The organism is Escherichia sp. E4742 (assembly GCF_005843885.1).
Classification (GTDB): Bacteria; Pseudomonadota; Gammaproteobacteria; order Enterobacterales; family Enterobacteriaceae; genus Escherichia.
This window is the reverse complement of sequence record NZ_CP040443.1, coordinates 2,489,523-2,515,161: the sequence shown is the minus strand read 5'-3', so window position 1 is coordinate 2,515,161 and position 25,639 is coordinate 2,489,523. Positions and strand designations below refer to the sequence as shown.

Sequence of the window (25,639 nt, the reverse complement as noted above, 5' to 3'; positions counted from 1 at the left end):
CTACTTTTGCGTGATCTGCCGCCCAAATACTAAACAAAACTGCCAATACCCCTACATTTAACGCTTATGACACATATTATTAACATCCTACAAGGAGAACAAAAGCATGAGCCAAATACACAAACACACCATTCCTGCCAACATCGCAGACCATTGCCTGATAAGCCCTCAGCAGTACGAGGCGATGTACCAACAATCAATTAACGCACCAGATACCTTTTGGGGCGAACAGGGAAAAATTCTCGACTGGATCAAACCGTACCAGAAGGTGAAAAACACCTCCTTTGCCCCCGGTAATGTGTCCATTAAATGGTACGAAGACGGCACGCTGAATCTGGCGGCAAACTGCCTCGACCGTCATCTGCAAGAAAACGGCGATCGTACCGCTATTATCTGGGAAGGCGATGACGCCAGTCAGAGCAAACATATCAGCTATAAAGAGCTGCACCGCGACGTCTGCCGCTTCGCCAATACCCTGCTCGAGCTGGGCATTAAAAAAGGTGACGTAGTCGCGATTTATATGCCGATGGTGCCGGAAGCCGCAGTCGCGATGCTGGCCTGCGCCCGCATTGGCGCGGTGCATTCGGTGATTTTCGGCGGTTTCTCGCCGGAAGCCGTTGCCGGACGCATTATCGATTCTAACTCACGGTTGGTGATCACTTCCGACGAAGGTGTGCGCGCCGGGCGCAGTATTCCGCTGAAGAAAAACGTCGATGACGCGCTGAAAAACCCGAACGTCACCAGCATTGAACATGTGGTGGTACTGAAGCGTACTGGCGGAAAAATTGACTGGCAGGAAGGGCGCGACCTGTGGTGGCACGACCTGGTTGAGCAAGCCAGCGATCAGCACCAGCCGGAAGAAGTAAACGCAGAAGATCCGCTATTTATTCTCTACACCTCCGGCTCTACCGGTAAGCCGAAAGGCGTGCTACACACTACCGGCGGTTATCTGGTGTACGCGGCGCTGACCTTTAAATATGTCTTTGATTATCATCCGGGCGATATCTACTGGTGTACCGCTGATGTGGGCTGGGTTACCGGACACAGTTATTTACTGTACGGCCCGCTGGCCTGCGGCGCGACGACGCTGATGTTTGAAGGTGTACCGAACTGGCCGACGCCTGCCCGTATGGCGCAGGTGGTGGATAAGCATCAGGTCAATATTCTTTACACCGCGCCAACGGCGATTCGCGCACTGATGGCGGAAGGCGATAAAGCGATTGAAGGCACCGACCGTTCGTCGCTACGTATTCTCGGTTCCGTGGGCGAGCCAATTAACCCGGAAGCGTGGGAGTGGTACTGGAAGAAGATCGGCAACGAGAAATGCCCGGTGGTCGATACCTGGTGGCAGACCGAAACTGGCGGTTTCATGATTACGCCGCTGCCTGGGGCGACCGAACTGAAAGCCGGTTCTGCGACGCGTCCGTTCTTCGGCGTACAACCGGCGCTGGTGGATAACGAAGGTAATCCACAAGAAGGTGCCGCTGAAGGCAGTCTGGTGATCACCGACTCCTGGCCGGGTCAGGCGCGTACGCTGTTTGGCGATCACGAACGTTTTGAACAGACCTACTTCTCCACCTTCAAAAATATGTATTTCAGCGGCGACGGCGCGCGTCGAGATGAAGATGGCTATTACTGGATCACCGGGCGTGTGGACGACGTGCTGAACGTCTCTGGTCACCGTCTGGGGACGGCGGAGATTGAATCAGCACTGGTAGCGCATCCGAAGATTGCCGAAGCCGCCGTGGTGGGTATTCCGCACAATATTAAAGGCCAGGCGATTTACGCCTACGTCACGCTTAATCACGGGGAGGAACCGTCACCAGAACTGTACGCAGAAGTCCGCAACTGGGTGCGTAAAGAGATTGGCCCGCTGGCAACGCCAGACGTGCTGCACTGGACCGACTCCCTGCCTAAAACCCGCTCAGGCAAAATTATGCGCCGTATTCTTCGCAAAATTGCGGCGGGCGATACCAGCAACCTGGGCGATACCTCGACGCTTGCCGATCCAGGCGTGGTCGAAAAGCTGCTTGAAGAGAAGCAGGCTATCGCGATGCCATCGTAACTCTCAATTGCCGGATGCGAGTCGGCCTACATTTGGCAACGGTTGTAGGCCTGATAAGACGCGACAGCGGCGCATCAGGCGTTGATTGCCGGATGCGGCGTAAACGCCTTATTCGGCCTACATTCGGCAACGGCTGTAGGCCTGATAAGACGCGACAGCGGCGCATCCGGCGCTGGTTGCCGGATGCGGCGTGAACGCCTTATCCGGCCTACATCTGGCAACGGCTGTAGGCCTGATAAGACGCGACAGCGGCGCATCAGGCGTTGATTGCCGGATGCGGCGTGAACGCCTTATCCGGCCTACATTCGGCAACGGCTGTAGGCCTGATAAGACGCGACAGCGACGCATCAGGCGTTGATTGCCGGATGCGGCGTAAACGCCTTATCCGGCCTACATTCGGCAAGAGCTGTAGGCCTGATAAGACGCATCAGGCTATGGGTTACCCGAGCGTTAACCTTCTCCCATAAGGGAGCGGGAATTAAAACAATCCCTACATTACCTCTGGAGAATCTGTGATGAATGGTACGATTTATCAGCGGATAGAAGACAATGCGCATTTCAGGGAGTTAGTCGAAAAACGGCAACGGTTTGCCACCATACTGTCGATTATTATGCTGGCAGTTTATATCAGCTTTATTTTACTGATCGCCTTCGCGCCCGGCTGGCTGGGCACCCCGCTGAATCCGAACACCAGCGTCACACGCGGTATTCCCGTTGGCGTTGGGGTAATTGTTATCTCCTTTGTTCTCACTGGTATCTACATCTGGCGGGCGAACGGCGAATTCGACCGTCTGAATAATGAAGTCCTGCATGAGGTACAAGCATCATGAAAAGAGTTCTGACGGCGCTTGCCGCCACACTCCCTTTCGCAGCTAACGCCGCGGATGCTATTAGCGGGGCCGTTGAGCGCCAGCCAACAAACTGGCAGGCGATTATTATGTTCCTGATTTTCGTCGTGTTCACGCTCGGCATTACCTACTGGGCGTCAAAACGCGTACGTTCTCGTAATGACTACTACACCGCAGGCGGCAATATCACTGGCTTCCAGAACGGGCTGGCGATTGCCGGGGACTATATGTCTGCCGCCTCATTTTTGGGGATCTCCGCGCTGGTGTTTACTTCCGGCTATGACGGGCTGATCTACTCGCTGGGCTTCCTGGTAGGCTGGCCAATCATTCTGTTCCTGATTGCTGAACGTCTGCGTAACCTGGGCCGCTATACCTTTGCCGATGTAGCCTCTTACCGCCTGAAACAAGGGCCGATTCGTATTCTTTCGGCTTGTGGTTCTCTGGTGGTGGTGGCGCTTTACCTTATCGCCCAGATGGTCGGCGCCGGTAAATTGATTGAACTGCTGTTTGGCCTTAACTATCACATTGCCGTGGTGCTGGTCGGCGTGCTGATGATGATGTACGTTCTGTTCGGCGGCATGCTGGCGACCACCTGGGTACAGATTATCAAAGCCGTTCTGTTGCTGTTCGGTGCCAGCTTTATGGCCTTTATGGTGATGAAACACGTCGGCTTTAGCTTCAACAATCTGTTCAGCGAAGCGATGGCGGTACACCCAAAAGGTGTCGACATCATGAAGCCGGGCGGGTTGGTGAAAGATCCAATCTCTGCGCTCTCTCTGGGGCTTGGACTGATGTTTGGTACGGCTGGCTTGCCGCATATTCTGATGCGCTTCTTTACGGTCAGCGATGCCCGCGAAGCACGTAAGAGCGTGTTCTACGCCACCGGATTTATGGGCTACTTCTACATCCTGACCTTTATTATCGGCTTCGGCGCGATCATGTTGGTCGGTGCGAATCCGGAATATAAAGACGCGGCGGGCCATCTGATTGGTGGTAACAACATGGCGGCAGTTCACCTGGCCAATGCGGTGGGCGGCAACCTGTTCCTCGGCTTTATTTCAGCAGTTGCTTTCGCCACTATCCTCGCGGTGGTTGCAGGTCTGACGCTGGCAGGTGCATCGGCGGTTTCTCACGACCTGTACGCCAACGTATTCAAAAAAGGCGCAACGGAACGTGAAGAGCTGCGGGTATCGAAAATTACCGTGCTGATCCTCGGCGTGATTGCCATTATCCTCGGCGTCCTGTTTGAGAATCAGAACATCGCCTTCATGGTGGGTCTGGCGTTTGCCATCGCGGCGAGCTGTAACTTCCCAATCATTCTGCTTTCTATGTACTGGTCGAAACTGACCACGCGTGGTGCGATGCTGGGCGGCTGGTTAGGATTGATTACTGCGGTGGTGCTGATGATCCTCGGCCCGACTATTTGGGTACAGATCCTCGGTCACGAAAAAGCCATCTTCCCGTACGAATACCCGGCGCTGTTCTCAATCAGCGTGGCATTCCTCGGCATCTGGTTCTTCTCGGCAACCGATAATTCAGCGGAAGGGGCGCGTGAGCGTGAACTGTTCCGTGCGCAATTTATCCGTTCCCAGACCGGCTTTGGCGTTGAGCAAGGCCGCGCGCATTAATCTCCACTAGCCTCTGGTCACCTGACCAACGGTAAAAAGGTGCGATGTACTGCACCTTTTTACCGATTACACCGCCAAAGCGTTATTGGTTCTCTTCAATTAACAACGCTTCCAGCAGATCGAGATCGTGTAGCAACTTTTGCAGCGTTTCGTTGCTGATCTCCCGCGTGGCGCGCAGGTGATAAAGTTCCGCACGTTCAGAACGCAACGCCGCCAGACGGAAGCGACGCTCCAGGTTCTCTTCCTGGACAGAACTTTCAACGTCATTTCGGCCGTCGGCGCGACGACGCAGGTTACCGATGACGCGAGAGCTGACTTCGGTAAGCAGCTGGTTGTCGATATTCTCTTCAGTGTCCGCCGCCAGTCTCTCTTCCATTTTCTGGATCGCCACAATCGCCACTTCTGCCGTTGCCGCGCGCGCAATGCGTTCCTCTTTCAACTGCTGAGAATGATCTGCGACTTCAATGTGTTGCAGCAGAACAGGCAGCATCACCACGCCAACAAACAGCGAGAAGAGAATGACGCCAGCCGCCAGGAACACCAGCTCATAACGCGCCGGGAAGACGTTGCCATCCGGCAACAGCAGCGGAATAGAGAGCACACCAGCCAGGGTGATAGCCCCGCGAACCCCGGCAAAAGACGCGATAAGAATTTCTCGTGTGGTCCACGAACCAAACTCCATCGGTTTCTTCTTCAGGAAGCGGTTACTGAACTTTTTCATCGTCCACAGCCAGCCGAAACGGACCAGCATGAGCGCTGCGTAAATCAAGATGATGTCGGTAAACAGCATCCAAATTTCGACGTTCGGGTCGATCTCTGCCGCCATCAGCGACGTCTCCAGAATGCCCGGCAGTTGCAGGCCCAACAGCAAGAACACCATGCCGTTAAAGACAAACTCCAGCATCGCCCAGGTGCTGTTCGCACGCAGACGCATCGCCAGCGGCGCACGGCGCATCACGCCTGAACGGGTAATGGTCATCCCGGCAGCAACTGCCGCAAGGATACCGGAAACGCCAATATGTTCGGCAATCAGATAAGAGGCGAACGGCAGCAGGAACAGCAGGACTATCTGTGTCGCAGGTTCATCGCCGCCCCAGCGACTCAGGAAGCGCAGCGAGCGACCATATAGCCAACTCACCACAAACCCCGCGAGAATACCGCCGATCGCGACTTTCATAAATTCGACCGTCGCACCGCCAACAGTGAAGATCATGGTCCCCATCGCGACTGCCACGGCAAACTTCAGCGACACCAGGCCGGAGGCGTCATTCATCAACGCTTCGCCCTGCAAAATGCCCATGATTTTTTTCGGTATTCGCCCTTCGCCAACAATCCCGGAGAGCGCCACGGCATCGGTCGGAGAGAGCACCGCCGCCAGCGCAAAGGCCGGAATTAGCGGAATACCTGGCACTACCCAATAAATGAGGAAGCCAATGCCGACTACGGTGACTACCACCAGCGCCAGCGCAAGACCGAAGATCTCCCGACCATGTTCGAGAAATTCACGAGTCGGCGTTTTCCAGCCATCAGCAAACAGCAGCGGCGGGATAAACAAAACTAAAAAGAGTTCAGGATCAAACTCCACATGCAAACCAAACGTCGGCCACGCCAGTAGCGCACCAATGGCGATTTGCATAAGCGGAAGCGGGATCTGAAAGGGCATGACACGAGTGACCACCCCGGACAGCGAAACCACGAGGGTCATTATCAGTATGGTAAAGAAGATTTCCATGCGTTCCCTGTTTGCGATGTTTTATGGTTTGAGAAAGGCGTTATGCCTGAATTCTCAGTTTTTTCAGAATATCGCAAAAGCTCACACAATGTACGGAGAAAATAAAAACGGGCAGCCATTGCCACCCGTTTTCAGAATCTTATTAAAGATTAGATAGCCCAGCCACCCGCGTAGAAGGTCACCAGTGCCGCGGCGATAACAACCGTACCAATGTTCAGCTTACGCCATTCGCCAGAAACCAGACGCCCAATAACCAGGGTAGCGAAACCGATCATAATGCCGGTTACGATGTTACAGGTCAGTACAATGAATACCGCCGTCACCAGCCCCGCCATCGCATCGACAAAATCAGCAAAGTCGATTTTCGCCACGTTGCTCAACATCAGCAGGCCAACATACATCAGCGCCGGAGCCGTTGCGTAACCTGGAACAAGGTAAGAGAGCGGAGAGAGGAACAGAATCAGCAGGAACAGCACGCCAACAGTGATTGCCGTCAGACCGGTTTTACCACCCGCTGCCGTACCCGCCGCAGACTCGATGTATACCGCGGCCGGAGCCGCCCCCACCAGGCCTGAGAAAACGCTGCTCAGGGAGTCGGTGGTCAGCGCTTTGCCGCCATCAATGATCTGCCCGTCTTTATCCAGCAGGTTCGCCTGACCGGCGACTGCACGGATGGTTCCGGTCGCATCAAAGACCGCCGTCATCACCAGCGCCAGTACGCTCGGCAGTACCACCGGATTCAGCGCGCCCATAATATCCAGGCTACCAATCAGCGAGTTACCATTTTCATCGCTCAATGACGGCATAGCGAAAACGCCGGAGAAATGAACGTTAGGATCGAAGATCAGGCCCACAATCGAGATACCGATAATGGTCAGCAGAATGCCGCCCGGCACTTTCAGTTTTTCCAGACCGACGATCACCGCCAAACCTACCAGCGACATAATAACCGGGAAGGTGGCGAAATCACCCAGCGCAACCGGCAGACCGTCGAGCGGATTTTTAATGACCAGGCCAACACCATTCGCAGCAATCAGCAGCAGGAACAGGCCGATACCAATCCCCGTACCGTGCGCCACACCGTGTGGCAAGTTGCGCAAAATCCAGCTACGGATACCCGTTGCAGAAATGACTGTAAACAGCACCCCCATCAGGAACACGGCGCCCAGCGCGACCGGAACGCTAATATGCTGCCCCAGCACCAGGCTGAATGCAGTAAACGCGGTCAGGGAGATAGCGCAACCGATAGCCAGCGGCAAATTGGCCCACAGCCCCATCGCGATAGAACCAATTCCGGCAACCAGACAGGTCGCAACAAAAACTGCTGCTGGTGGGAAGCCCGCTTTACCCAGCATGCCCGGAACGACGATGACCGAGTAGACCATCGCCAGAAACGTTGTTAACCCGGCAACCACTTCCTGACGGACAGTGCTTCCACGTTGTGAAATTTTAAACCAGGCGTCGAGTGAACCGCCGGTACGCGCTGATGGCGTAGACATAGAAAACATCCCCTGAGAGTTTATTTTTCGTCAAGATGCGTGGCGGACAATCCCCTGCCAGCGAAACGTTATCTTCCTGCTCCAGGTTTGCGACAATGTGGGGCGTCGCAAAAAAGCAAACGTTTAGCTCCGCGCATACAAAACGGGTGGTAAAAAAAGCAAACGATTATCCGGCGATCATAGCGGCTTTTTCAACCTAAGTTTGCTGCTTTTTTCCCTTTTCTTATATTGACGATGAAAAACCAGGCAATTGATGCGCAAACGTTATCGTCGATGCGCAAAATTACGGCATTTGTAGGTAGCTTGTAGCGAAGGGTTGCAGTAAAAAATCGTGCAAGATGGCAAAAATATTGCGGCTAAAAAACGTCTTTTTGCACTGGCGAAGATACGGAGGCGGCATACAATTAAAGTATCAACACCAACCGGAACCTCCACCACGTGCTCGAATGAGGTGTGTTGACGTCGGGGGAAACCCTCCTGTGTACCAGCGGGATAGAGTGAAAGACAAAGACCGGAAACAAACTAAAGCGCCCTTGTGGCGCTTTAGTTTTGCTCGTCTTCCAGCAAACGCGCACCAGTACCTTCTTCACCTAAGCGGTCGCCCGGGTTACGCAACGGGCAGTCGCTACGCGAAAGGCAGCCGCAGCCAATACAACCGTCCAGTTCATCTCGCAGAGCCACTAAGGTATGAATGCGCCGATCTAATTCTTCTCGCCATTGCGAAGAAAGCTGCTTCCACTCTTTGGCGCTTAATGTATGCCCTTCAGGCAACACACCAAATGCTTCGCTAATAGTCGCCAATGGAATGCCAATACGTTGAGCAATCTTGATAATCGCCACATATCGCAACACATCACGCTTATATCGTCGCTGATTGCCGCTATTTCGAATACTGGTAATCAGCCCTTTGCTCTCATAGAAATGCAGTGCAGATACCGCTACCCCACTGCGTTTCGCCACTTCGCCTGGGGTGAGCAAGGCTTTAATGCGGGGTAATTTCTTTTCCATAAATCGCTTTACCTCAAGTTAACTTGAGGAATTATACTCCCCAACAGATGAATTAACGAACTGAACACTGAAAAGAGGCAGATTTATGTCCCATCAGAAAATTATTCAGGATCTTATCGCATGGATTGACGAGCATATTGACCAGCCACTGAACATTGATGTCGTCGCGAAAAAATCAGGTTATTCAAAGTGGTACTTGCAGCGGATGTTCCGCACGGTAACGCATCAGACACTTGGTGATTACATTCGTCAACGCCGCCTGTTACTGGCTGCCGTCGAGTTGCGCACCACCGAGCGCCCTATTTTTGATATCGCAATGGATCTTGGGTATGTCTCGCAGCAGACCTTTTCCCGCGTTTTCCGTCGGCAGTTTGATCGCACTCCCAGCGATTATCGCCACCGTATCTAGAATTATTGCCCGCACATTAACTCATGTGCGGGTAATTTCCCTGTCCATTCCATAAATATTTGCGGCGGCATCGCCTTTGCAAAATACCAGCCCTGGCAATAACGCACGCCGCGTTTGCGCAGCCAATTAACCTGCTCCGAGGTTTCTACCCCTTCCGCTATCGTTTTTAGCCCCAGACTATGCGCCAGTTCAATGATGTGTTCCGCAATCAAATGGCTGGTTTTGTGCGTGGTCAGCGTCTCAACAAACGATTTATCGATTTTCAAAATATCGATATTCAATGAATTAAGGTTGTGTAAGTTGGAGTAGCCAATACCGAAGTCATCAATCGCAACTTCATAACCGGCCTGACGGAAAGCATGAATAATCGGCGTCATTTTGGTGACATCAAGAAACGCATGTTCAGTAACTTCAAATTTAATTTGCTGCGGACGCACCGCGTATTGCTCTATTTTCTGATTGGTTCGCGCAATTAAACGCGATGTATGAAAGTCGGAGGCCGACAGGTTAATAGAAACATAGCGATCGGCATGTGTTGCCAGATACGCCCCCAGATCGCTGAATACATTATCAATAACATAATCAGTGACTAACTCAATCATCCCCTCTTTTTCCGCCAATGGGATAAACTCTGCCGGACTCATCACTTGCCCCTGGCCACCTGGCCAACGTAGCAACGCTTCAGCGCCAATACATTTTTCTGTTTTGATATCGATAATTGGCTGGTAATAAAGACAAAGCTGTCTTTTTTCGAGGGCGCGTTGCAATTTGCGTTTGGGTGACTGGTACTCCTGGCTAATCCGGAACCAAAGTAACAGTAGTACCAGACTGCAAAAAATACCTGCGGGCAAAGCAAAGATAAGATGATTATAAAAATGAGCGATAAGACGTTTATTTGAAGTGGCAACAATGGCCGCTATTGGGCGTTTTGTTGAATGTACCATTGCATACAAATGACCATTTCTTTGCACCGTTAAATCATTCAGATGAATTAACGGAGTAAACGTTTCAGCCGAGGCCTGATGACTTAACGAAAAAAAGGTTTTCGTCACCGTATCATACACGCCCCATTGCAGCGTCGGATCGTCAGATATCACCTCACTCCAGAATAAAGGATTGATGACCGCCACATAATTACCCCGCTGCATATAAGTCATTTTATAACCGGAGAAAAAAGGGGTATCGCGGTAATAATAGATAGAAATGTCAGGGTCACGCTTATAATCCGCGGGGGCGATCATATATCCGTCAGCGGGAGCGATAAGCGAAGAACATAAAAAACGGTTATCCTGGGCATATATCAGTTCATTGATATAAAGATAGCCACGAATAATATTCAACATTCGCTTCTGATGATCCGGAGTACAAACTTGCCCCTGATAGCGTTCCGCTTCATCGCTCGCTGAATCAGCCTGTTGAATGACCAGCTCGGATTTATCCAGCGCCAGTTGGGCAAAGACACGAAGCTGATTGTTCACTTCTGATTTTGCCCAAATGAAGGCAATCCATAGTGACAGGATGATGGGAAGAAGTGCTACAAAGATAATGCCCGGCAACGCCAGCAACTTGTGTCGTGCACGATGACTCATTTCTATCAATTCCCTGTCTGGTTATAGCTGGTCATTGCAAGGTGAAAACCCTGGCCACCGACGACGTTAGATAAATCTTACGGTATAAATAGCACTTTTGCCTGATTTGAAATTGATACCTTTATAATCGTTGTTTTAATAAAAATAACACGCTGATATCAAAAAGAATTTACTAAAAATGCGGGTCAGTCAGGAATGTACGATATTTTGTATTTCCACGACGCCACTGAAAAACCACAAAATAAGCACGCTAATAAAAATAGCGACTCTATCTGGCTAACAAACAACCAATTGTGATATAGTTCACAAAAATAATGAAACACACTAATTGTTTCATTTTGGTATTTTGTAAGCCCCATGATAGCCAGAGTGCATCACGCCTCCTGTGAACAACACCGTGCTGTCCAGGGCATCGGTTATTTTCAGAGGAAATGTTCGATGGCTACCCTCACCACTGGCGTGGTTCTTCTTCGCTGGCAGCTTCTTAGCGCCGTACTGATGTTTCTGGCAAGTACGCTCAACATCCGTTTTCGGCGGTCTGATTACGTTGGGCTCGCGGTGATCAGTAGTGGCCTGGGCGTTATTTCCGCCTGCTGGTTCGCGATGGGACTGCTCGGAATCACAATGATGGATATTGCCGCAATCTGGCACAATATTGAGTCGGTAATAGTGGAAGCCACAAATCAGGCACCGCCACAATGGCCGATGATTTTGGTGTGATATGCAGAAGCCTCCATAATGGAGGCTTCTTTTTTATCCCTGGCAGATGCGTTAATCACCTACCTTAAAACAATATAATCTATTGTTTTAAAACAAAATCAGAATGGGATATCGTCATCGAAATCCATCGGCGGCTCGTTAGACGGCGCTGCCGGAGCGGACTGCTGCGGGCGAGACTGCGCGCCGCCGCTGAACTGATTACCACCCTGCGGTTGCTGAGGCTGGCCCCAACCGCCCTGCGGCTGACCGCCACCGACGTTACCGCCAGCCGGAGCGCCACCGCCCTGACGACCACCCAGCATCTGCATGGTGCCGCCAACGTTCACCACCACTTCCGTGGTGTAGCGATCCTGACCGGATTGATCGGTCCATTTGCGGGTACGCAGCTGACCTTCGATATAAACCTGGGAACCTTTACGCAGATATTCGCTGGCCACTTCAGCCAGTTTGCCGAACAGCACAACGCGGTGCCATTCAGTCTGCTCTTTCATCTCGCCGGTCGCTTTATCACGCCAGGATTCGGAAGTAGCCAGCGTAATGTTGGCAACTGCGCCACCATTTGGCATGTAGCGTACTTCCGGGTCCTGACCCAGATTACCAACGAGAATAACCTTGTTTACGCCTCTGCTGGCCATGTTCATGTCTCCTGAAAAAAACGTTCTAATAAGTGTAAACGCGCGATTGTAGCATTACCAATAGCGGTTTTACTATGTTGTGACCTCGGTTCCGCTAAACAATTCTGGTCAAACATTGTTACATAGCGCTCTGGGTTTTGCATTCCAACACTGTATATTCATTCAGGTCATTCTGTGTCATAATTAACCGTTTGTGATCGCCGGTAGCACCATGCCACCGGGCAAAAAAGCGTTTAATCCGGGAAAGGTGAATGGATAAGATCGAAGTTCGGGGCGCCCGCACCCATAATCTCAAAAACATCAACCTCGTTATCCCCCGCGACAAACTCATTGTCGTGACCGGGCTTTCGGGTTCTGGCAAATCCTCGCTCGCTTTCGACACCTTATATGCCGAAGGGCAGCGTCGTTACGTTGAATCCCTTTCCGCCTACGCGCGGCAATTTCTGTCACTGATGGAAAAGCCGGATGTCGACCATATTGAGGGGCTTTCTCCTGCCATCTCAATTGAACAGAAATCGACGTCTCATAACCCGCGCTCTACGGTGGGGACAATCACCGAAATCCACGACTATTTGCGTCTTCTGTACGCTCGCGTCGGTGAGCCGCGCTGCCCGGACCACGATGTTCCGCTGGCGGCGCAAACCGTCAGCCAGATGGTGGATAACGTGCTTTCGCAGCCGGAAGGTAAACGTCTGATGCTGCTGGCGCCGATTATTAAAGAGCGCAAAGGCGAACACACGAAAACGCTGGAGAATCTGGCAAGTCAGGGCTACATCCGTGCACGCATAGATGGCGAAGTCTGCGATCTTTCCGATCCACCGAAACTGGAGCTGCAAAAGAAACACACCATTGAAGTGGTGGTTGATCGCTTCAAGGTGCGTGACGATCTTACCCAACGTCTGGCTGAGTCGTTTGAAACGGCGCTGGAGCTTTCTGGCGGTACAGCGGTCGTCGCTGATATGGACGATCCAAAAGCGGAAGAACTGCTTTTCTCCGCCAACTTCGCCTGTCCGATTTGCGGCTACAGTATGCGTGAACTGGAACCGCGTCTGTTTTCGTTTAACAATCCGGCGGGGGCCTGCCCGACCTGTGATGGCCTCGGCGTACAGCAATATTTCGATCCCGATCGCGTGATCCAGAATCCGGAACTGTCGCTGGCTGGCGGTGCGATCCGCGGCTGGGATCGCCGCAACTTCTATTACTTCCAGATGCTGAAATCGCTGGCAGATCACTATAAGTTCGACGTCGAAGCGCCGTGGGGCAGCCTGAGCGCGAACGTGCATAAAGTGGTGTTGTACGGTTCTGGCAAAGAAAACATTGAATTCAAATACATGAACGATCGCGGCGATACCTCCATTCGTCGTCATCCGTTCGAAGGCGTGCTGCACAATATGGAGCGCCGTTATAAAGAGACGGAATCCAGCGCGGTACGCGAAGAGTTAGCCAAGTTTATCAGCAATCGCCCGTGTACCAGCTGCGACGGAACACGTCTGCGTCGGGAAGCACGCCACGTGTATGTCGAGAATACGCCGCTGCCTGCTATCTCCGACATGAGCATTGGTCATGCGATGGAGTTTTTCAACAATCTCAAACTCGCTGGTCAGCGGGCGAAGATTGCGGAAAAAATCCTCAAAGAGATTGGCGATCGCCTGAAATTCCTCGTTAACGTCGGCCTGAACTATCTGACACTTTCCCGCTCGGCAGAAACACTTTCCGGCGGTGAAGCCCAGCGTATCCGTCTGGCGAGCCAGATTGGCGCGGGCCTGGTTGGTGTGATGTACGTGCTGGATGAACCGTCTATCGGCCTGCATCAGCGCGATAACGAACGCCTGCTGGGTACACTTATCCATCTGCGCGATCTCGGTAATACCGTGATTGTGGTGGAGCACGATGAAGACGCGATTCGCGCCGCTGACCATGTGATCGACATTGGCCCGGGCGCTGGTGTACACGGCGGTGAAGTGGTCGCGGAAGGTCCGCTGGAAGCGATTATGGCAGTGCCAGAGTCGTTGACCGGGCAGTACATGAGCGGTAAACGCAAGATTGAAGTGCCGAAGAAACGCGTTCCGGCGAATCCGGAAAAAGTGTTGAAGCTGACAGGCGCGCGTGGCAACAACCTGAAAGACGTGACGCTGACACTGCCAGTCGGTCTGTTTACCTGCATTACAGGTGTTTCAGGTTCCGGTAAATCCACGCTAATTAACGACACGCTGTTCCCGATTGCCCAACGTCAGTTGAATGGTGCGACCATCGCCGAACCGGCACCATATCGCGATATTCAGGGACTTGAGCATTTCGATAAAGTCATCGATATCGACCAAAGCCCGATTGGTCGTACTCCGCGTTCTAACCCGGCGACCTATACCGGCGTGTTTACGCCTGTACGTGAACTGTTTGCGGGCGTACCGGAATCCCGCGCGCGCGGTTATACGCCAGGACGTTTCAGCTTTAACGTCCGTGGCGGTCGTTGCGAAGCCTGTCAGGGCGACGGCGTGATCAAAGTGGAGATGCACTTCCTGCCGGATATCTACGTACCGTGCGACCAGTGCAAAGGTAAACGCTATAACCGTGAAACGCTGGAGATTAAGTACAAAGGCAAAACCATCCACGAAGTGCTGGATATGACCATCGAAGAGGCGCGTGAGTTCTTCGATGCCGTACCGGCGCTGGCGCGTAAGCTGCAAACGTTGATGGACGTTGGCCTGACATATATCCGCCTCGGGCAGTCCGCAACCACGCTTTCCGGCGGTGAAGCCCAGCGCGTGAAGCTGGCGCGTGAGCTGTCAAAACGCGGCACCGGGCAGACGCTGTATATTCTCGACGAGCCGACTACCGGCCTGCACTTCGCCGATATTCAGCAACTGCTCGACGTGCTGCATAAACTGCGCGATCAGGGCAACACCATTGTGGTGATTGAGCACAATCTCGACGTAATCAAAACCGCCGACTGGATTGTCGACCTGGGGCCGGAAGGCGGCAGCGGTGGCGGCGAGATCCTCGTCTCCGGTACGCCAGAAACCGTCGCGGAGTGCGAAGCATCACACACGGCACGCTTCCTCAAGCCGATGCTGTAATCGTTAAGGCCGCTTTCTGAGCGGCCTCAGATTATTGACAAAGTGCGCTTTGTTCTTGCCGGATGCGGCATGAACGCCTTATCCGGCCTACAAAAACATGCAATTTCAATATATTGCAGGGATTACGTAGGCCTGATAAGCGTAGCGCATCAGGCAATTTTGCGTTTGTCATCATTCTCAGGCCGCTTGCTGAACGGTCTTTTCCTTTCAGAGTTGCACCAGCAATTTACGTTTTTCTTCCGGCAGCAAATTCACCGCCTGCTGATACGACGCATCGACCAAATAATAGATTTGCGAATCTGGCAACGAGCCATCGAGATAAACAGTGCTCCAGTGCGCTTTGTTCAGATGCCGACTGGGACGAACATCGCTATGCTGCTGTCGCAAAAGCTCGGCCAGCGCAGGGCTGGTTTTCAGCGAAACCGCTGGGCGATTTTCCACTTCTTTCACCATCGCAAACAGCACATCTTCCACTTTGATTTGCGTTGCTTTCCAGTCACTATGCACACTCTGTTCTGCGCCTGGTTTTGCCATGCAATATTGTAGCAACTCCGAAATGGTCATTTTTTACTCCCCTTGTAGTGTCGCGATGATGCGACGCGAACCGCCGTGGATGCGATGTTCCCCAAACCATATTCCCTGCCAGGTGCCGGTCTGAATACGCCCCTGATGCACTGGCAATACGAGCGATACCCCCAGCATCGAGGATTTGATATGAGAAGGCATATCGTCTGCCCCTTCATAGTCATGCTCATAGTTTCCGTTGTCGGGAACGGTGCGTAGGAAAAAACGCTCCATGTCATAGCGTACTGTGGGGTCGCAATTCTCATTAAGTGTCAGAGAGGCGGAGGTGTGTTGCAGCAACAGGTGCAGTAAACCGACATTAACTCGCGGCATATCAGCTAGTTGAGTCAGGATTTCATCCGTTACCAAATGAAACCCTCGAGATTTAGCGCTAAGCGTGAGCGTCTTTTGAAACCACATGTGCTGCTCCTTGATAAAACTCTCTTAATCAGTTTGCAGCAAGACAGCGAAAGGATAAAGGTGTGATTAAAAAAACAGCATTCGGGAGAGTCAGGCGCTCTCCCGACTTATCAGTATTCTGAATTGATGATCACCTCTTCATCGAATGCACCCGCTTGTGGCAAGGGTTTGTAGGTAGAGTTAGAGGCTCGTAGAATGCGGATGCCACGGATGCCAACATCACGCGCAGCGGTAATATCGTTATCGGAATCACCATAAAAAATTCGGATATTTTTATCCTGTAGCCACTGCGTTTTTGTATTTTGTCCTGCTTTATCGCCCGCAAAAATCACCGGGTTCATACTGGTTGCAGGAATGTGAAAGTCATCAGCCAGCGTTTTTGACACTGTTTCAGTTTTCGTAGGACTACGACCTGTCACAAAGAAAATGGTGTCGCCACGGCGGACATGCATATCAATTAGCTGACGCGCGACCTCTTTTGGAATACTGAATTCATCCCAACCGTTGTTCATCTTTTCCCAGAATGCCGGGTTTTTTAGATAATCTTCGCTTTCTGGCGAGAACGTTTTTTTGCCGCGCCAGAATCCAGGGCTAGAAAACAGAACAGTGTCATCAATATCAAACCCAACTGCCATCTGTGGGCGTCCTGCCAGACTGTTTTCAATTTGGGCGACTGAAACCCAATGAATTGGCGCCTGTTCAGCGAGTTTGGCTACGTTAGTACCCGGATTAAGCGGTGAAGGTGATGAGGCCAGGGCAACAGCGGAACTGTTTAGAGCGAACAATAAGCAAACGGCACTCAATGCCTGTGTGATCTTGCGCATATTTTTCCCTAAATAGTCAGTAAGTTAAAACTTTTTATTGTGAGATTTGTTGAAAAAACCATCTGACCATAACGCCAGCAGCGGGGGAAAGAAAGGATTATCTGCGGTTTTGTTAGAGAAAGGGAGCAGGATCACATGAGAGAAGTTCGTGTTTTTTAATAGCTTAATGTCTATCCATGGAGTAGGTATATCCATTTAGTCCGTGGTTAATATCGCTTACCAGAAGTGAGCGGCTTTATATGAGGGGTAGAATATTTCCTTCTCTCTATTCTCAATGATACTAATTATATCAACAAGTTAAAATTGAGCAGGCGGCTGTTTAACCACCTGCTAACGACATTACATCACGGCTGCAAACGCCTTCGCCACGCGATGCACATTTTGTGCATTAAGTCCGGCAACACACATGCGGCCGCTGGCAATCAGGTAAACACCAAACTCTTCACGCAGTCGGTCAACCTGAGCAGCGCTTAAACCGGTATAGCTGAACATGCCGCGCTGCTTAAGCAGATAATCAAAATTGCGTTCTGGCATCTCTTTACTCAATACCTTCACCAGTTCCTGACGCATCGCCAGAATACGGGTACGCATTTCTTCCACTTCTGCCAGCCAGCTAGCTTTTAACGCCGCATCATTCAGCACCGTAGCCACCACCTGCGCACCAAAATTTGGCGGGCTGGAGTAGTTGCGACGTACTGTTGCTTTCAACTGCCCCAGTACGCGGCCTGCGGCTTCGGCATCTTCACACACCACAGAAAGACCGCCAACACGCTCGCCGTAAAGGGAGAAAATTTTCGAGAATGAATTGCTCACCAGAGCAGGTAATCCGGCGCTGGCGATCGCGCGAATGGCATAGGCATCTTCTTCCATACCGGCACCAAATCCTTGATAGGCAATATCGAGGAATGGGATAAGCTCGCGTGCTTTGAGAATTTCAATCACCGCGTCCCACTGGTCGTTGGCGAGATCGGCGCCCGTTGGGTTATGGCAGCACGGATGCAGCAGCACAATGCTGCGGGCAGGTAATGTTTTCAGCGTCGCCAACAAGTCATTAAAACGCACGCCGTTGGTTGCTTCGTCATACCAGGGGTAAGTACTCACTTCAAATCCAGCCCCCGCGAATATTGCCACATGGTTTTCCCAGGTGGGATCGCTGACCCAGACGCCTGATTCCGGGAAGTAGCGTTTCAGGAAGTCAGCGCCTACTTTTAATGCCCCCGAACCACCGAGCGTCTGAATGGTCGCCACACGCTGTTGTTGTAGCACCGGATGGTCAGCGCCAAACAGCAGCGGCGAAATGGCATGGCGATAACTGTTCAGCCCTTCCATCGGCAAATAAAGCGAAGCGCCATGAGGTTGTGCATTCAGACGCGCTTCCGCTTCCGCGACAGCTTTTAGTTGCGGAATAATCCCGTCTTCGTTGTAGTACAGGCCGATACTCAAATTCACTTTGTCGCTGCGAGTGTCTTCTTTAAAACGCTCCATAAGCGAAAGAATCGGGTCGCCAGCATAGGCGTCAACTTTTTGAAACACGCGATGGTTCTCCTGGTTTACGGGCAGGTGGTTAAAACACAATAAACCGGAAGATGGCGAAGATCGAGAGGATGTTCAGCGACGAACGGCAATTAACCAGAGGGTAAGACTGATGACAAACGCAAAACCACCAGATGCATGACGTTTATCAGGCCTATGCGAGAATATCAATTTATTGAATTTACAAGATATTACGTGCCGGATAAGGCATTCACGCCGCATCCGGCACAGACAATCAACTATTACAGAACGATTAATCCACGTATTTCATCGCGACCCTTGACGTCAGGCGCGTGATAAGTTCGTAAGCACTCACTTTTGTTATTTCTGCGATACGCTCTACGGGCAAACCTTCACCCCATAAAATGACCTGGTCCCCGGCTTTATCCTGCGCCTGTGGACCTAAATCTACGCAGATCATATCCATCGCCACGCGACCGACAATCGGCACTTCACGACCATTAACCAGCACTGGCGTACCGGACGGCGCGGCGCGCGGGTAGCCATCGCCATAGCCCATCGCCACCACGCCAAGGCGGGTATCGCGCTCGCTAATCCAGGTGCCGCCATAGCCTACCGGTTCACCCGCTTTATGCTCACGCACGGCAATCAGGCTGGAGGTCAATGACATCACTGGTTGGCAACCGAAATCAGCACCGGTGGAGCCATCTTCCAGCGGTGACACGCCGTAAAGAATGATGCCCGGGCGCACCCAATCAAAATGCGACTGCGGCCATAACAAAATTCCACCCGATGCGGCGATTGAACGTTTGCCGGGTTTGCCTTCGCAAAAGGTATTGAAGATATCGAGTTGTTTCTCAGTCGCGCCGCATTTTGGCTCATCAGCGCGAGCAAAGTGGCTGACAATATTCACCGGCTGACGGACGTTTTTACATTGCGTAAGACGTTGATAAAACGCCTCAGCTTGTTCCGGTAACACGCCCAGTCGGTGCATACCGGTGTCGAGTTTCATCCAGACGGTAACTGGCTCCTCCAGACTGGCCTCTTCCAGAGCAGCAAGCTGTTCTTCGTTATGCACGGCGGTATGCAGATGTTCAGCGGAGATCGTCGGCAGATCGTCTGCTTCAAAAAAGCCTTCCAGTAACAATATAGGTTGCGTGATGCCCCCTGCTCTAAGCCGCAGGGCTTCTTCGAGACGGGCTACGCCAAAGGCGTCGGCATCAGGAAGCGTTCGCGCGGTTTCAAGAAGACCGTGACCATAAGCGTTCGCTTTCACCACCGCAACCAGTTTACTGGCGGGGGCCAGTTCACGCAGACGCTGCAGGTTGTGTCGCAGAGCGCGGCGGTTAATCACTACAGTTGCCGCTTGCATTTGTATTCCTTTTTTTCAGGTTCTGCCCACAAGCGCAAAACCTCGCTAAACAGATATGACCAGAGTATGCTATTCCACATCCAGGGATGGGCTTATTAACGGCAAGATGATATCGGATTTTCAGCCATGACAAAGATAAAATTTGTTTTCTTTTTCCTGCTGTTTTCAGGTGTAACGCCTTCTGCCATCGGGGATTGTCCAGCACATACACCAGACGCCGTAGCTGCTAAATTTTATTCAACCTATGTTTTTTCTGATACCGGCTTTAAAAGTGAAAAAGACCGTCTGGCCTTTTTTCAGAAATACCTCACTCCCTCGCTTTATCAACTTATTGTTGGCGCGTATGACAGAAACAGACGCGACTACGCCATCGATCCAACCGCCAAACCCACTTTTGGTGACGGGATTATCTTTACGTCTTACCCCTCGGATGTGGGATATGAAAAGTTTGATGGCGTAACATTGCCGCCTGCGTATACGCCCGCCGATAAAAGCGCCACTATTGCGCTTAACTTTCATTTTACTGTTGACGATAAAAAGGCCTGGCAGGACGAAGCGTTAATGGTTCGTTCCGCTGAAGATGGTTGCTGGCGTATCGACAATGTCACATTTCATGACGACTACGATAACCCGGTTTTGACCCTTAAAGAGTGGTTAAAAAACGGGATTGAACGTCCGGCGGAATAATATTTCGGCCAGTGTTTAACTAACTGGCCGAAATATTATTCGTCATCGTACTGCGGCCCCGCGTAGTTGTCGAAGCGCGACCATTGACCGTTAAAGGTCAGGCGTACCGTCCCGATTGGGCCGTTACGTTGTTTACCGATAATAATTTCCGCGATGCCTTTCAAATCACTGTTCTCGTGATAAACCTCATCACGATAGATAAACATGATCAAGTCCGCATCCTGCTCGATGGAGCCGGATTCACGCAAGTCGGAGTTGACCGGACGTTTGTCGGCACGTTGTTCCAGAGAACGGTTCAACTGGGACAGGGCCACCACCGGCACATTCAGTTCTTTTGCCAGCGCCTTCAGCGAGCGGGAGATTTCCGCAATTTCCAACGTACGGTTGTCGGAAAGTGACGGCACACGCATCAGCTGCAGGTAGTCGATCATGATAAGCCCGATGCCGCCGTGCTCACGGGCAATACGACGCGCGCGCGAGCGCACTTCCGTTGGCGTCAGACCGGAGGAGTCATCAATATAGATGTTACGTTTCTCGAGCAAAATGCCCATCGTGCCGGAAATACGCGCCCAGTCTTCATCATCCAGCTGCCCGGTACGGATTTTGGTCTGGTCAACGCGCGACAGCGATGCCAGAGAACGCATCATAATCTGTTCCGATGGCATCTCCAGCGAGAAGATAAGCACCGGTTTATCCTGCAACATCGCCGCATTTTCGACGAGGTTCATCGCAAATGTCGTTTTACCCATCGACGGACGCGCCGCGACGATGATCAAATCCGACGGCTGCAAGCCAGCGGTTTTTTTGTTGAGATCGTCATAGCCGGTGTTTACCCCGGTAACGCCATCGTGCGGCTGCTGGAACAGTTGCTCAATACGCGCCACGGTGGCGTCAAGCACGTCGGCAATGTTCTTCGGCCCTTCGTCTTTATTGGCGCGACTTTCGGCAATTTTAAAGACGCGGGATTCAGCAAGGTCGAGCAGGTCTTCACTGGTGCGCCCTTGCGGATCAAAACCGGCTTCGGCAATCTCATTCGCAACCGAGATCATCTCGCGGACAACGGCGCGCTCGCGCACGATGTCAGCATAAGCGCTGATGTTCGCCGCACTTGGCGTATTTTTTGACAACTCTGCCAGATAAGCGAAACCACCGACGCTATCAAGTTGCCCCTGGCGCTCCAGCGATTCCGCCAGAGTTATCAGGTCTATCGGGCTACCGCCTTCCTGCAAACGCGCCATTTCGGTAAAGATATGGCGGTGCGGACGGGTATAGAAATCATCTGCCACTACACGCTCGGCTACATCGTCCCAGCGTTCGTTATCCAGCATTAAACCGCCCAACACCGACTGCTCCGCTTCGATCGAGTGCGGAGGTACTTTCAGCCCGGCAACTTGTGGATCGCGGTCGCGGGGTTCAGCCTGCTGTTTGTTGAAGGGTTTATTTCCTGCCATAGTGAATGGAGTTACCGAGATAAAGAATGGGTCGAAACTTTACCATATGAAGCAGACCCTGACGATACGTTCTGGAGGACACATGGCAACACGAATTGAATTTCACAAGCACGGTGGCCCGGAAGTACTACAAGCCGTGGAGTTTACTCCTGTCGATCCGGCAGAGAATGAAATCCAGGTCGAAAATAAAGCCATTGGCATTAATTTTATCGACACGTATATCCGCAGCGGCCTTTATCCGCCGCCATCGCTACCCAGCAGATTAGGCACAGAAGCGGCTGGCATCGTGAGCAAAGTCGGCAGCGGCGTGAAGCATATTAAAGCGGGTGATCGCGTGGTTTATGCGCAGTCAACGTTAGGGGCTTACAGTTCTGTGCATAACGTCAATGCCGATAAAGCCGCAATTCTGCCCGCGGCGATCTCTTTTGAGCAAGCCGCCGCATCATTCCTGAAAGGCTTAACGGTTTATTATCTGCTACGCAAAACGTATGAAATCAAACCTGACGAACAGTTCCTGTTCCATGCGGCTGCTGGCGGCGTTGGCTTAATTGCCTGTCAGTGGGCAAAAGCCTTAGGGGCAAAACTTATTGGCACCGTCGGCAGCGCGCAAAAAGCGCAAAGCGCCTTAAAAGCAGGCGCGTGGAAGGTGATTAACTATCGCGAAGAGAATCTGGTCGAACGATTAAAAGAGATCACCGACGGCAAGAAAGTGCGTGTGGTATACGATTCCGTGGGCAGAGACACCTGGGAACGGTCGCTGGATTGCCTGCAACGTCGCGGTTTAATGGTCAGTTTTGGCAACTCATCAGGCGCAGTGACGGGTGTGAACTTAGGCATTCTCAATCAGAAAGGCTCGCTGTATGTGACACGCCCTTCCCTGCAAGGCTATATCACTACGCGGGATGAGTTAACCGAAGCCAGTAATGAACTGTTTTCTTTGATTGCCAGCGGTGTAATTAAAGTGGATGTCGCAGAACATCAGAAATACCCGCTGAAGGATGCGCGGCGTGCGCATGAGATTCTGGAAAGCCGGGCGACGCAGGGTTCCAGCTTACTGATTCCATAAAGAAATTGGGCTTCCACCTGGGAAGCCCTTTCTTTTATAGTTCGGCTGTATGTAGGGTACAGCTCGATGAATTTGTTTGACGCGCAATAGTGACAGATTTGATTATCAATTCCTATTTTGTTCTAAGGATAAAACCTGAGGTTGTGATCATCCGCACAATCCCTTAGTAACGCCAGCGGTCATAACGCTGATATTTCGGCACTTTTGGTGCTTTAATCGCCTTGATCACCCACACTACCGCAATCGCCAATAACAGCCACGGCAGCAACTTAATCATCAATGCCAGCATACCGCCGAGGAACATAATGGCCGTCGCCACAACCAGCGCAGCGATAATGCCCAGCAATGAAACGCCAGTGACCATCAACATGACAAAAAAGCCAATCACAAAAAGTAGTTCCAGCATGATGTTCTCCCAAAAATGAAATCTCTTGCTGGCTTTACAAGAATCATGCCAGAAATAACATATTGATTTATCAACAAAACGCCCCGCGTCGAAGCGCAGGGCGTGGTGAATTTGACTACTTTGTGGTGAAAATTAACGCTTATCAGCCACCAGTTTGAGCGCGTGTTCCAACACGTTAATGTCAGCGCCCGCTTTATGAGCATTTTCACTTAAATACCGCCGCCACTGACGCGCGCCGGGAATCCCCTGGAACAGCCCCAGCATATGCCGGGTGATATGGCCCAGATAAGTTCCCTGGCTGAGTTCACGCTCAATGTACGGGTACATGGCGCGCACCACTGCCACCGGGTCGGCATCGGTATCCGAGGAACCAAATATCTCTCGATCCACCGCCGCCAGAATGCCTGGGTTTTGATACGCTTCACGCCCGACCATCACGCCATCCATATGTTGCAGGTGTGCTTTAGCCTCTTCCAGAGACTTGATACCGCCGTTAATTGACATAGCCAGATGCGGGAAATCACGCTTCAGTTGATAGACACGCGGGTAATCGAGCGGCGGGATCTCACGGTTTTCTTTTGGGCTTAAACCGGAGAGCCAGGCTTTACGCGCGTGGATGATAAACATCTCGCATTCGCCTTTGCCGGAAACGGTGTCGATAAAATCACAGAGAAATTCATAGCTGTCCTGGTCGTCAATGCCAATACGCGTTTTCACCGTCACTGGAATCGACACTACATCGCGCATCGCTTTTACGCAGTCAGCCACCAGTTGCGCATTCCCCATCAGGCACGCGCCAAACATGCCGTTCTGTACCCGGTCTGACGGGCAGCCGACATTCAGGTTGATCTCATCATATCCGCGCGCTTCTGCCAGCTTCGCGCACTGCGCCAGCGCCGCCGGATCGCTACCGCCCAACTGTAACGCCACCGGATGCTCTTCTTCACTGTATGCCAGGTAATCACCTTTACCGTGAATAATCGCCCCTGTGGTCACCATTTCGGTATAGAGCAACGTATTGCGGGAAAGCAGACGCAGGAAATAACGGCAGTGTCTGTCCGTCCAGTCGAGCATAGGAGCAATAGAGAAACGGTATGCGGGATAAGCGGTTTGTGATTCTGCTGACATGGCGATTTTTTAAGCACCTGATGAATTGGGGGCGCTACTATAGCATAACGAATATGCGATCAGGCAATGTGGCAGCTTCGACGCCCGGTTGTCGGCGTTTAAGTGAGAATTATGGTAAAGTAAGGACATTCTTAACCCCACTTTCGAGGTGCACAATGGAAAAGACCACAACGCAAGAGTTATTGGCGCAGGCTGAAAAACTCTGCGCGCAGCGTAATGTGCGCCTGACTCCGCAACGTCTCGAAGTGCTGCGCCTTATGAGCCTGCAAGAAGGGGCTATCAGCGCCTACGATCTACTTGATTTGCTGCGCGAAGCCGAGCCCCAAGCCAAGCCGCCGACGGTTTATCGCGCGCTCGATTTTCTGCTTGAACAAGGTTTTGTGCATAAGGTTGAATCCACCAACAGCTATGTGCTGTGCCATCTGTTCGATCAGCCTACGCATACTTCAGCCATGTTTATTTGCGATCGCTGCGGCGCAGTGAAAGAAGAATGTGCGGAAGGTGTGGAAGACATCATGCATACGCTGGCGGCAAAAATGGGTTTTGCCCTGCGCCATAATGTGATTGAAGCGCATGGATTATGTTCAGCATGTGTAGAAGTGGAAGCGTGTCGTCATCCTGAACAGTGCCATCATGACCACTCTATTCAGGTGAAAAAGAAACCTCGTTAAGAGGGCGTACATCCTTGTACACGTCGGGCAGGAGGGATTAATTACCAGCGGTAATCATGGCGTTTTTCCCAGCTATCAACCTCTTTCTCTGCCTGATCTTTCTGGTAACCGTAACGTTCCTGGATTTTACCCACTAACTGGTCACGCTTACCTTCAATGACCGTCATGTCATCATCGGTCAGTTTGCCCCATTGCTCTTTCACTTTACCTTTGAACTGTTTCCAGTTACCGCCGACTTCGTCTTTATTCATATTCAAATCCTCATCGTTAGGTGGTGAATGAGTGTACGCTCACTTTTCTTCTGAACGTGGGATTAAGTGTAGTCAGGAATTTGGCTTAGGATTATTTA

The 25,639-nt window shown here is 51.7% G+C and carries 23 protein-coding genes; 9 read left to right on the top strand and 14 right to left on the bottom strand.

What is annotated here, in order from left to right:
- Nucleotides 1-106 precede the first annotated feature (106 nt).
- The 3 genes from acs (at nucleotide 107) to actP (ending at nucleotide 4,541) form a co-directional block, all read left to right on the top strand.
- The gene (gene acs, locus FEM44_RS12215) at nucleotides 107-2,065 is read left to right on the top strand and encodes an acetate--CoA ligase (protein ID WP_135523536.1); all 1,959 of its coding nucleotides are present in this window, start codon (nucleotides 107-109) and stop codon (nucleotides 2,063-2,065) included.
- Nucleotides 2,066-2,580: 515 nt separating this feature from the next.
- Nucleotides 2,581-2,895, top strand: a complete 315-nt coding sequence (locus FEM44_RS12210; protein ID WP_001337746.1) for a DUF485 domain-containing protein — start codon at nucleotides 2,581-2,583, stop codon at nucleotides 2,893-2,895.
- The gene (actP, locus tag FEM44_RS12205) at nucleotides 2,892-4,541 is read left to right on the top strand and encodes a cation/acetate symporter ActP (RefSeq protein ID WP_000832548.1); all 1,650 of its coding nucleotides are present in this window, start codon (nucleotides 2,892-2,894) and stop codon (nucleotides 4,539-4,541) included. The genes FEM44_RS12210 and actP overlap by 4 nt, the downstream gene beginning before the upstream one ends.
- 82 nt (nucleotides 4,542-4,623) lie before the next feature.
- Here actP and FEM44_RS12200 read toward each other — a convergent pair whose 3' ends face one another.
- From FEM44_RS12200 to soxR, 3 genes are all read right to left on the bottom strand, one after another.
- Complete coding sequence (locus tag FEM44_RS12200; protein WP_130205832.1) at nucleotides 4,624-6,273, bottom strand: Na+/H+ antiporter; 1,650 nt, start codon at nucleotides 6,271-6,273, stop codon at nucleotides 4,624-4,626.
- Nucleotides 6,274-6,422: 149 nt separating this feature from the next.
- Nucleotides 6,423-7,772, bottom strand: coding sequence for a guanine/hypoxanthine transporter GhxP (gene ghxP / locus FEM44_RS12195; protein ID WP_130205830.1), 1,350 nt, complete (start codon nucleotides 7,770-7,772; stop codon nucleotides 6,423-6,425).
- 543 nt (nucleotides 7,773-8,315) lie between these two features.
- Entirely contained in the window at nucleotides 8,316-8,780 is a 465-nt protein-coding gene (soxR, locus tag FEM44_RS12190) for a redox-sensitive transcriptional activator SoxR (RefSeq protein WP_000412432.1), read from the bottom strand.
- An 85-nt stretch (nucleotides 8,781-8,865) separates the two neighbouring features.
- Here soxR and soxS point away from each other — a divergent pair, with 85 nt between their 5' ends.
- The gene (gene soxS, locus FEM44_RS12185) at nucleotides 8,866-9,189 is read left to right on the top strand and encodes a superoxide response transcriptional regulator SoxS (RefSeq protein ID WP_000019357.1); all 324 of its coding nucleotides are present in this window, start codon (nucleotides 8,866-8,868) and stop codon (nucleotides 9,187-9,189) included.
- A 2-nt stretch (nucleotides 9,190-9,191) separates the two neighbouring features.
- Here the strand turns inward: soxS and FEM44_RS12180 are convergent, their stop codons facing one another.
- Nucleotides 9,192-10,778, bottom strand: coding sequence for an EAL domain-containing protein (locus FEM44_RS12180; protein WP_135523535.1), 1,587 nt, complete (start codon nucleotides 10,776-10,778; stop codon nucleotides 9,192-9,194).
- 438 nt (nucleotides 10,779-11,216) lie between these two features.
- Between FEM44_RS12180 and FEM44_RS12175 the strand changes: the two genes are divergently transcribed.
- Nucleotides 11,217-11,498 (top strand): YjcB family protein, encoded by a 282-nt coding sequence (locus FEM44_RS12175; protein ID WP_130224293.1) that lies wholly within the window; start codon nucleotides 11,217-11,219, stop codon nucleotides 11,496-11,498.
- A 98-nt stretch (nucleotides 11,499-11,596) separates the two neighbouring features.
- Here FEM44_RS12175 and ssb1 read toward each other — a convergent pair whose 3' ends face one another.
- A complete protein-coding gene (ssb1, locus tag FEM44_RS12170) occupies nucleotides 11,597-12,133 on the bottom strand; it encodes a single-stranded DNA-binding protein SSB1 (protein ID WP_000168309.1) in 537 nt (178 codons plus the stop codon).
- Nucleotides 12,134-12,384: 251 nt separating this feature from the next.
- On the opposite strand from ssb1, the gene uvrA reads away from it, so the two are divergent.
- Nucleotides 12,385-15,207: an excinuclease ABC subunit UvrA gene (gene uvrA / locus FEM44_RS12165; protein ID WP_135523534.1), complete on the top strand. Its 2,823-nt coding sequence runs from the start codon at nucleotides 12,385-12,387 to the stop codon at nucleotides 15,205-15,207.
- Nucleotides 15,208-15,414: 207 nt separating this feature from the next.
- Here the strand turns inward: uvrA and FEM44_RS12160 are convergent, their stop codons facing one another.
- From FEM44_RS12160 to alr, 5 genes are all read right to left on the bottom strand, one after another.
- Nucleotides 15,415-15,771, bottom strand: coding sequence for an MmcQ/YjbR family DNA-binding protein (locus FEM44_RS12160; protein ID WP_130218565.1), 357 nt, complete (start codon nucleotides 15,769-15,771; stop codon nucleotides 15,415-15,417).
- A gap of 3 nt (nucleotides 15,772-15,774) precedes the next feature.
- Nucleotides 15,775-16,191, bottom strand: coding sequence for a secondary thiamine-phosphate synthase enzyme YjbQ (locus FEM44_RS12155; protein ID WP_138159004.1), 417 nt, complete (start codon nucleotides 16,189-16,191; stop codon nucleotides 15,775-15,777).
- A gap of 110 nt (nucleotides 16,192-16,301) precedes the next feature.
- On the bottom strand, nucleotides 16,302-17,015 hold the full coding sequence (aphA, locus tag FEM44_RS12150) for an acid phosphatase AphA (RefSeq protein ID WP_130205816.1): 714 nt from the start codon (nucleotides 17,013-17,015) through the stop codon (nucleotides 16,302-16,304).
- 339 nt (nucleotides 17,016-17,354) lie between these two features.
- Entirely contained in the window at nucleotides 17,355-18,548 is a 1,194-nt protein-coding gene (tyrB, locus tag FEM44_RS12140; protein ID WP_135385193.1) for an aromatic amino acid transaminase, read from the bottom strand.
- 253 nt (nucleotides 18,549-18,801) lie between these two features.
- Complete coding sequence (gene alr / locus FEM44_RS12135) at nucleotides 18,802-19,881, bottom strand: alanine racemase (RefSeq protein ID WP_130218569.1); 1,080 nt, start codon at nucleotides 19,879-19,881, stop codon at nucleotides 18,802-18,804.
- Nucleotides 19,882-20,007: 126 nt separating this feature from the next.
- On the opposite strand from alr, the gene FEM44_RS12130 reads away from it, so the two are divergent.
- Nucleotides 20,008-20,568: a DUF3828 domain-containing protein gene (locus FEM44_RS12130; RefSeq protein ID WP_135523533.1), complete on the top strand. Its 561-nt coding sequence runs from the start codon at nucleotides 20,008-20,010 to the stop codon at nucleotides 20,566-20,568.
- Nucleotides 20,569-20,603: 35 nt separating this feature from the next.
- Here the strand turns inward: FEM44_RS12130 and dnaB are convergent, their stop codons facing one another.
- A complete protein-coding gene (dnaB, locus tag FEM44_RS12125; RefSeq protein WP_135523532.1) occupies nucleotides 20,604-22,019 on the bottom strand; it encodes a replicative DNA helicase in 1,416 nt (471 codons plus the stop codon).
- A gap of 82 nt (nucleotides 22,020-22,101) precedes the next feature.
- On the opposite strand from dnaB, the gene FEM44_RS12120 reads away from it, so the two are divergent.
- Nucleotides 22,102-23,085 carry a quinone oxidoreductase gene (locus FEM44_RS12120; protein WP_135523531.1) on the top strand — a complete coding sequence of 328 codons (984 nt, stop codon included), beginning with the start codon at nucleotides 22,102-22,104 and terminating at the stop codon, nucleotides 23,083-23,085.
- Between the two features lie 163 nt (nucleotides 23,086-23,248).
- Here FEM44_RS12120 and pspG read toward each other — a convergent pair whose 3' ends face one another.
- Both pspG and dusA read right to left on the bottom strand, forming a co-directional pair.
- Nucleotides 23,249-23,491 carry an envelope stress response protein PspG gene (pspG, locus tag FEM44_RS12115; RefSeq protein ID WP_000891404.1) on the bottom strand — a complete coding sequence of 81 codons (243 nt, stop codon included), beginning with the start codon at nucleotides 23,489-23,491 and terminating at the stop codon, nucleotides 23,249-23,251.
- A gap of 132 nt (nucleotides 23,492-23,623) precedes the next feature.
- On the bottom strand, nucleotides 23,624-24,619 hold the full coding sequence (dusA, locus tag FEM44_RS12110; protein WP_130224280.1) for a tRNA dihydrouridine(20/20a) synthase DusA: 996 nt from the start codon (nucleotides 24,617-24,619) through the stop codon (nucleotides 23,624-23,626).
- Nucleotides 24,620-24,774: 155 nt separating this feature from the next.
- On the opposite strand from dusA, the gene zur reads away from it, so the two are divergent.
- The gene (gene zur, locus FEM44_RS12105; RefSeq protein WP_000416266.1) at nucleotides 24,775-25,290 is read left to right on the top strand and encodes a zinc uptake transcriptional repressor Zur; all 516 of its coding nucleotides are present in this window, start codon (nucleotides 24,775-24,777) and stop codon (nucleotides 25,288-25,290) included.
- A 41-nt stretch (nucleotides 25,291-25,331) separates the two neighbouring features.
- Here zur and FEM44_RS12100 read toward each other — a convergent pair whose 3' ends face one another.
- On the bottom strand, nucleotides 25,332-25,541 hold the full coding sequence (locus tag FEM44_RS12100; protein ID WP_001030602.1) for a CsbD family protein: 210 nt from the start codon (nucleotides 25,539-25,541) through the stop codon (nucleotides 25,332-25,334).
- Between the last annotated feature and the right edge of the window lie 98 nt (nucleotides 25,542-25,639).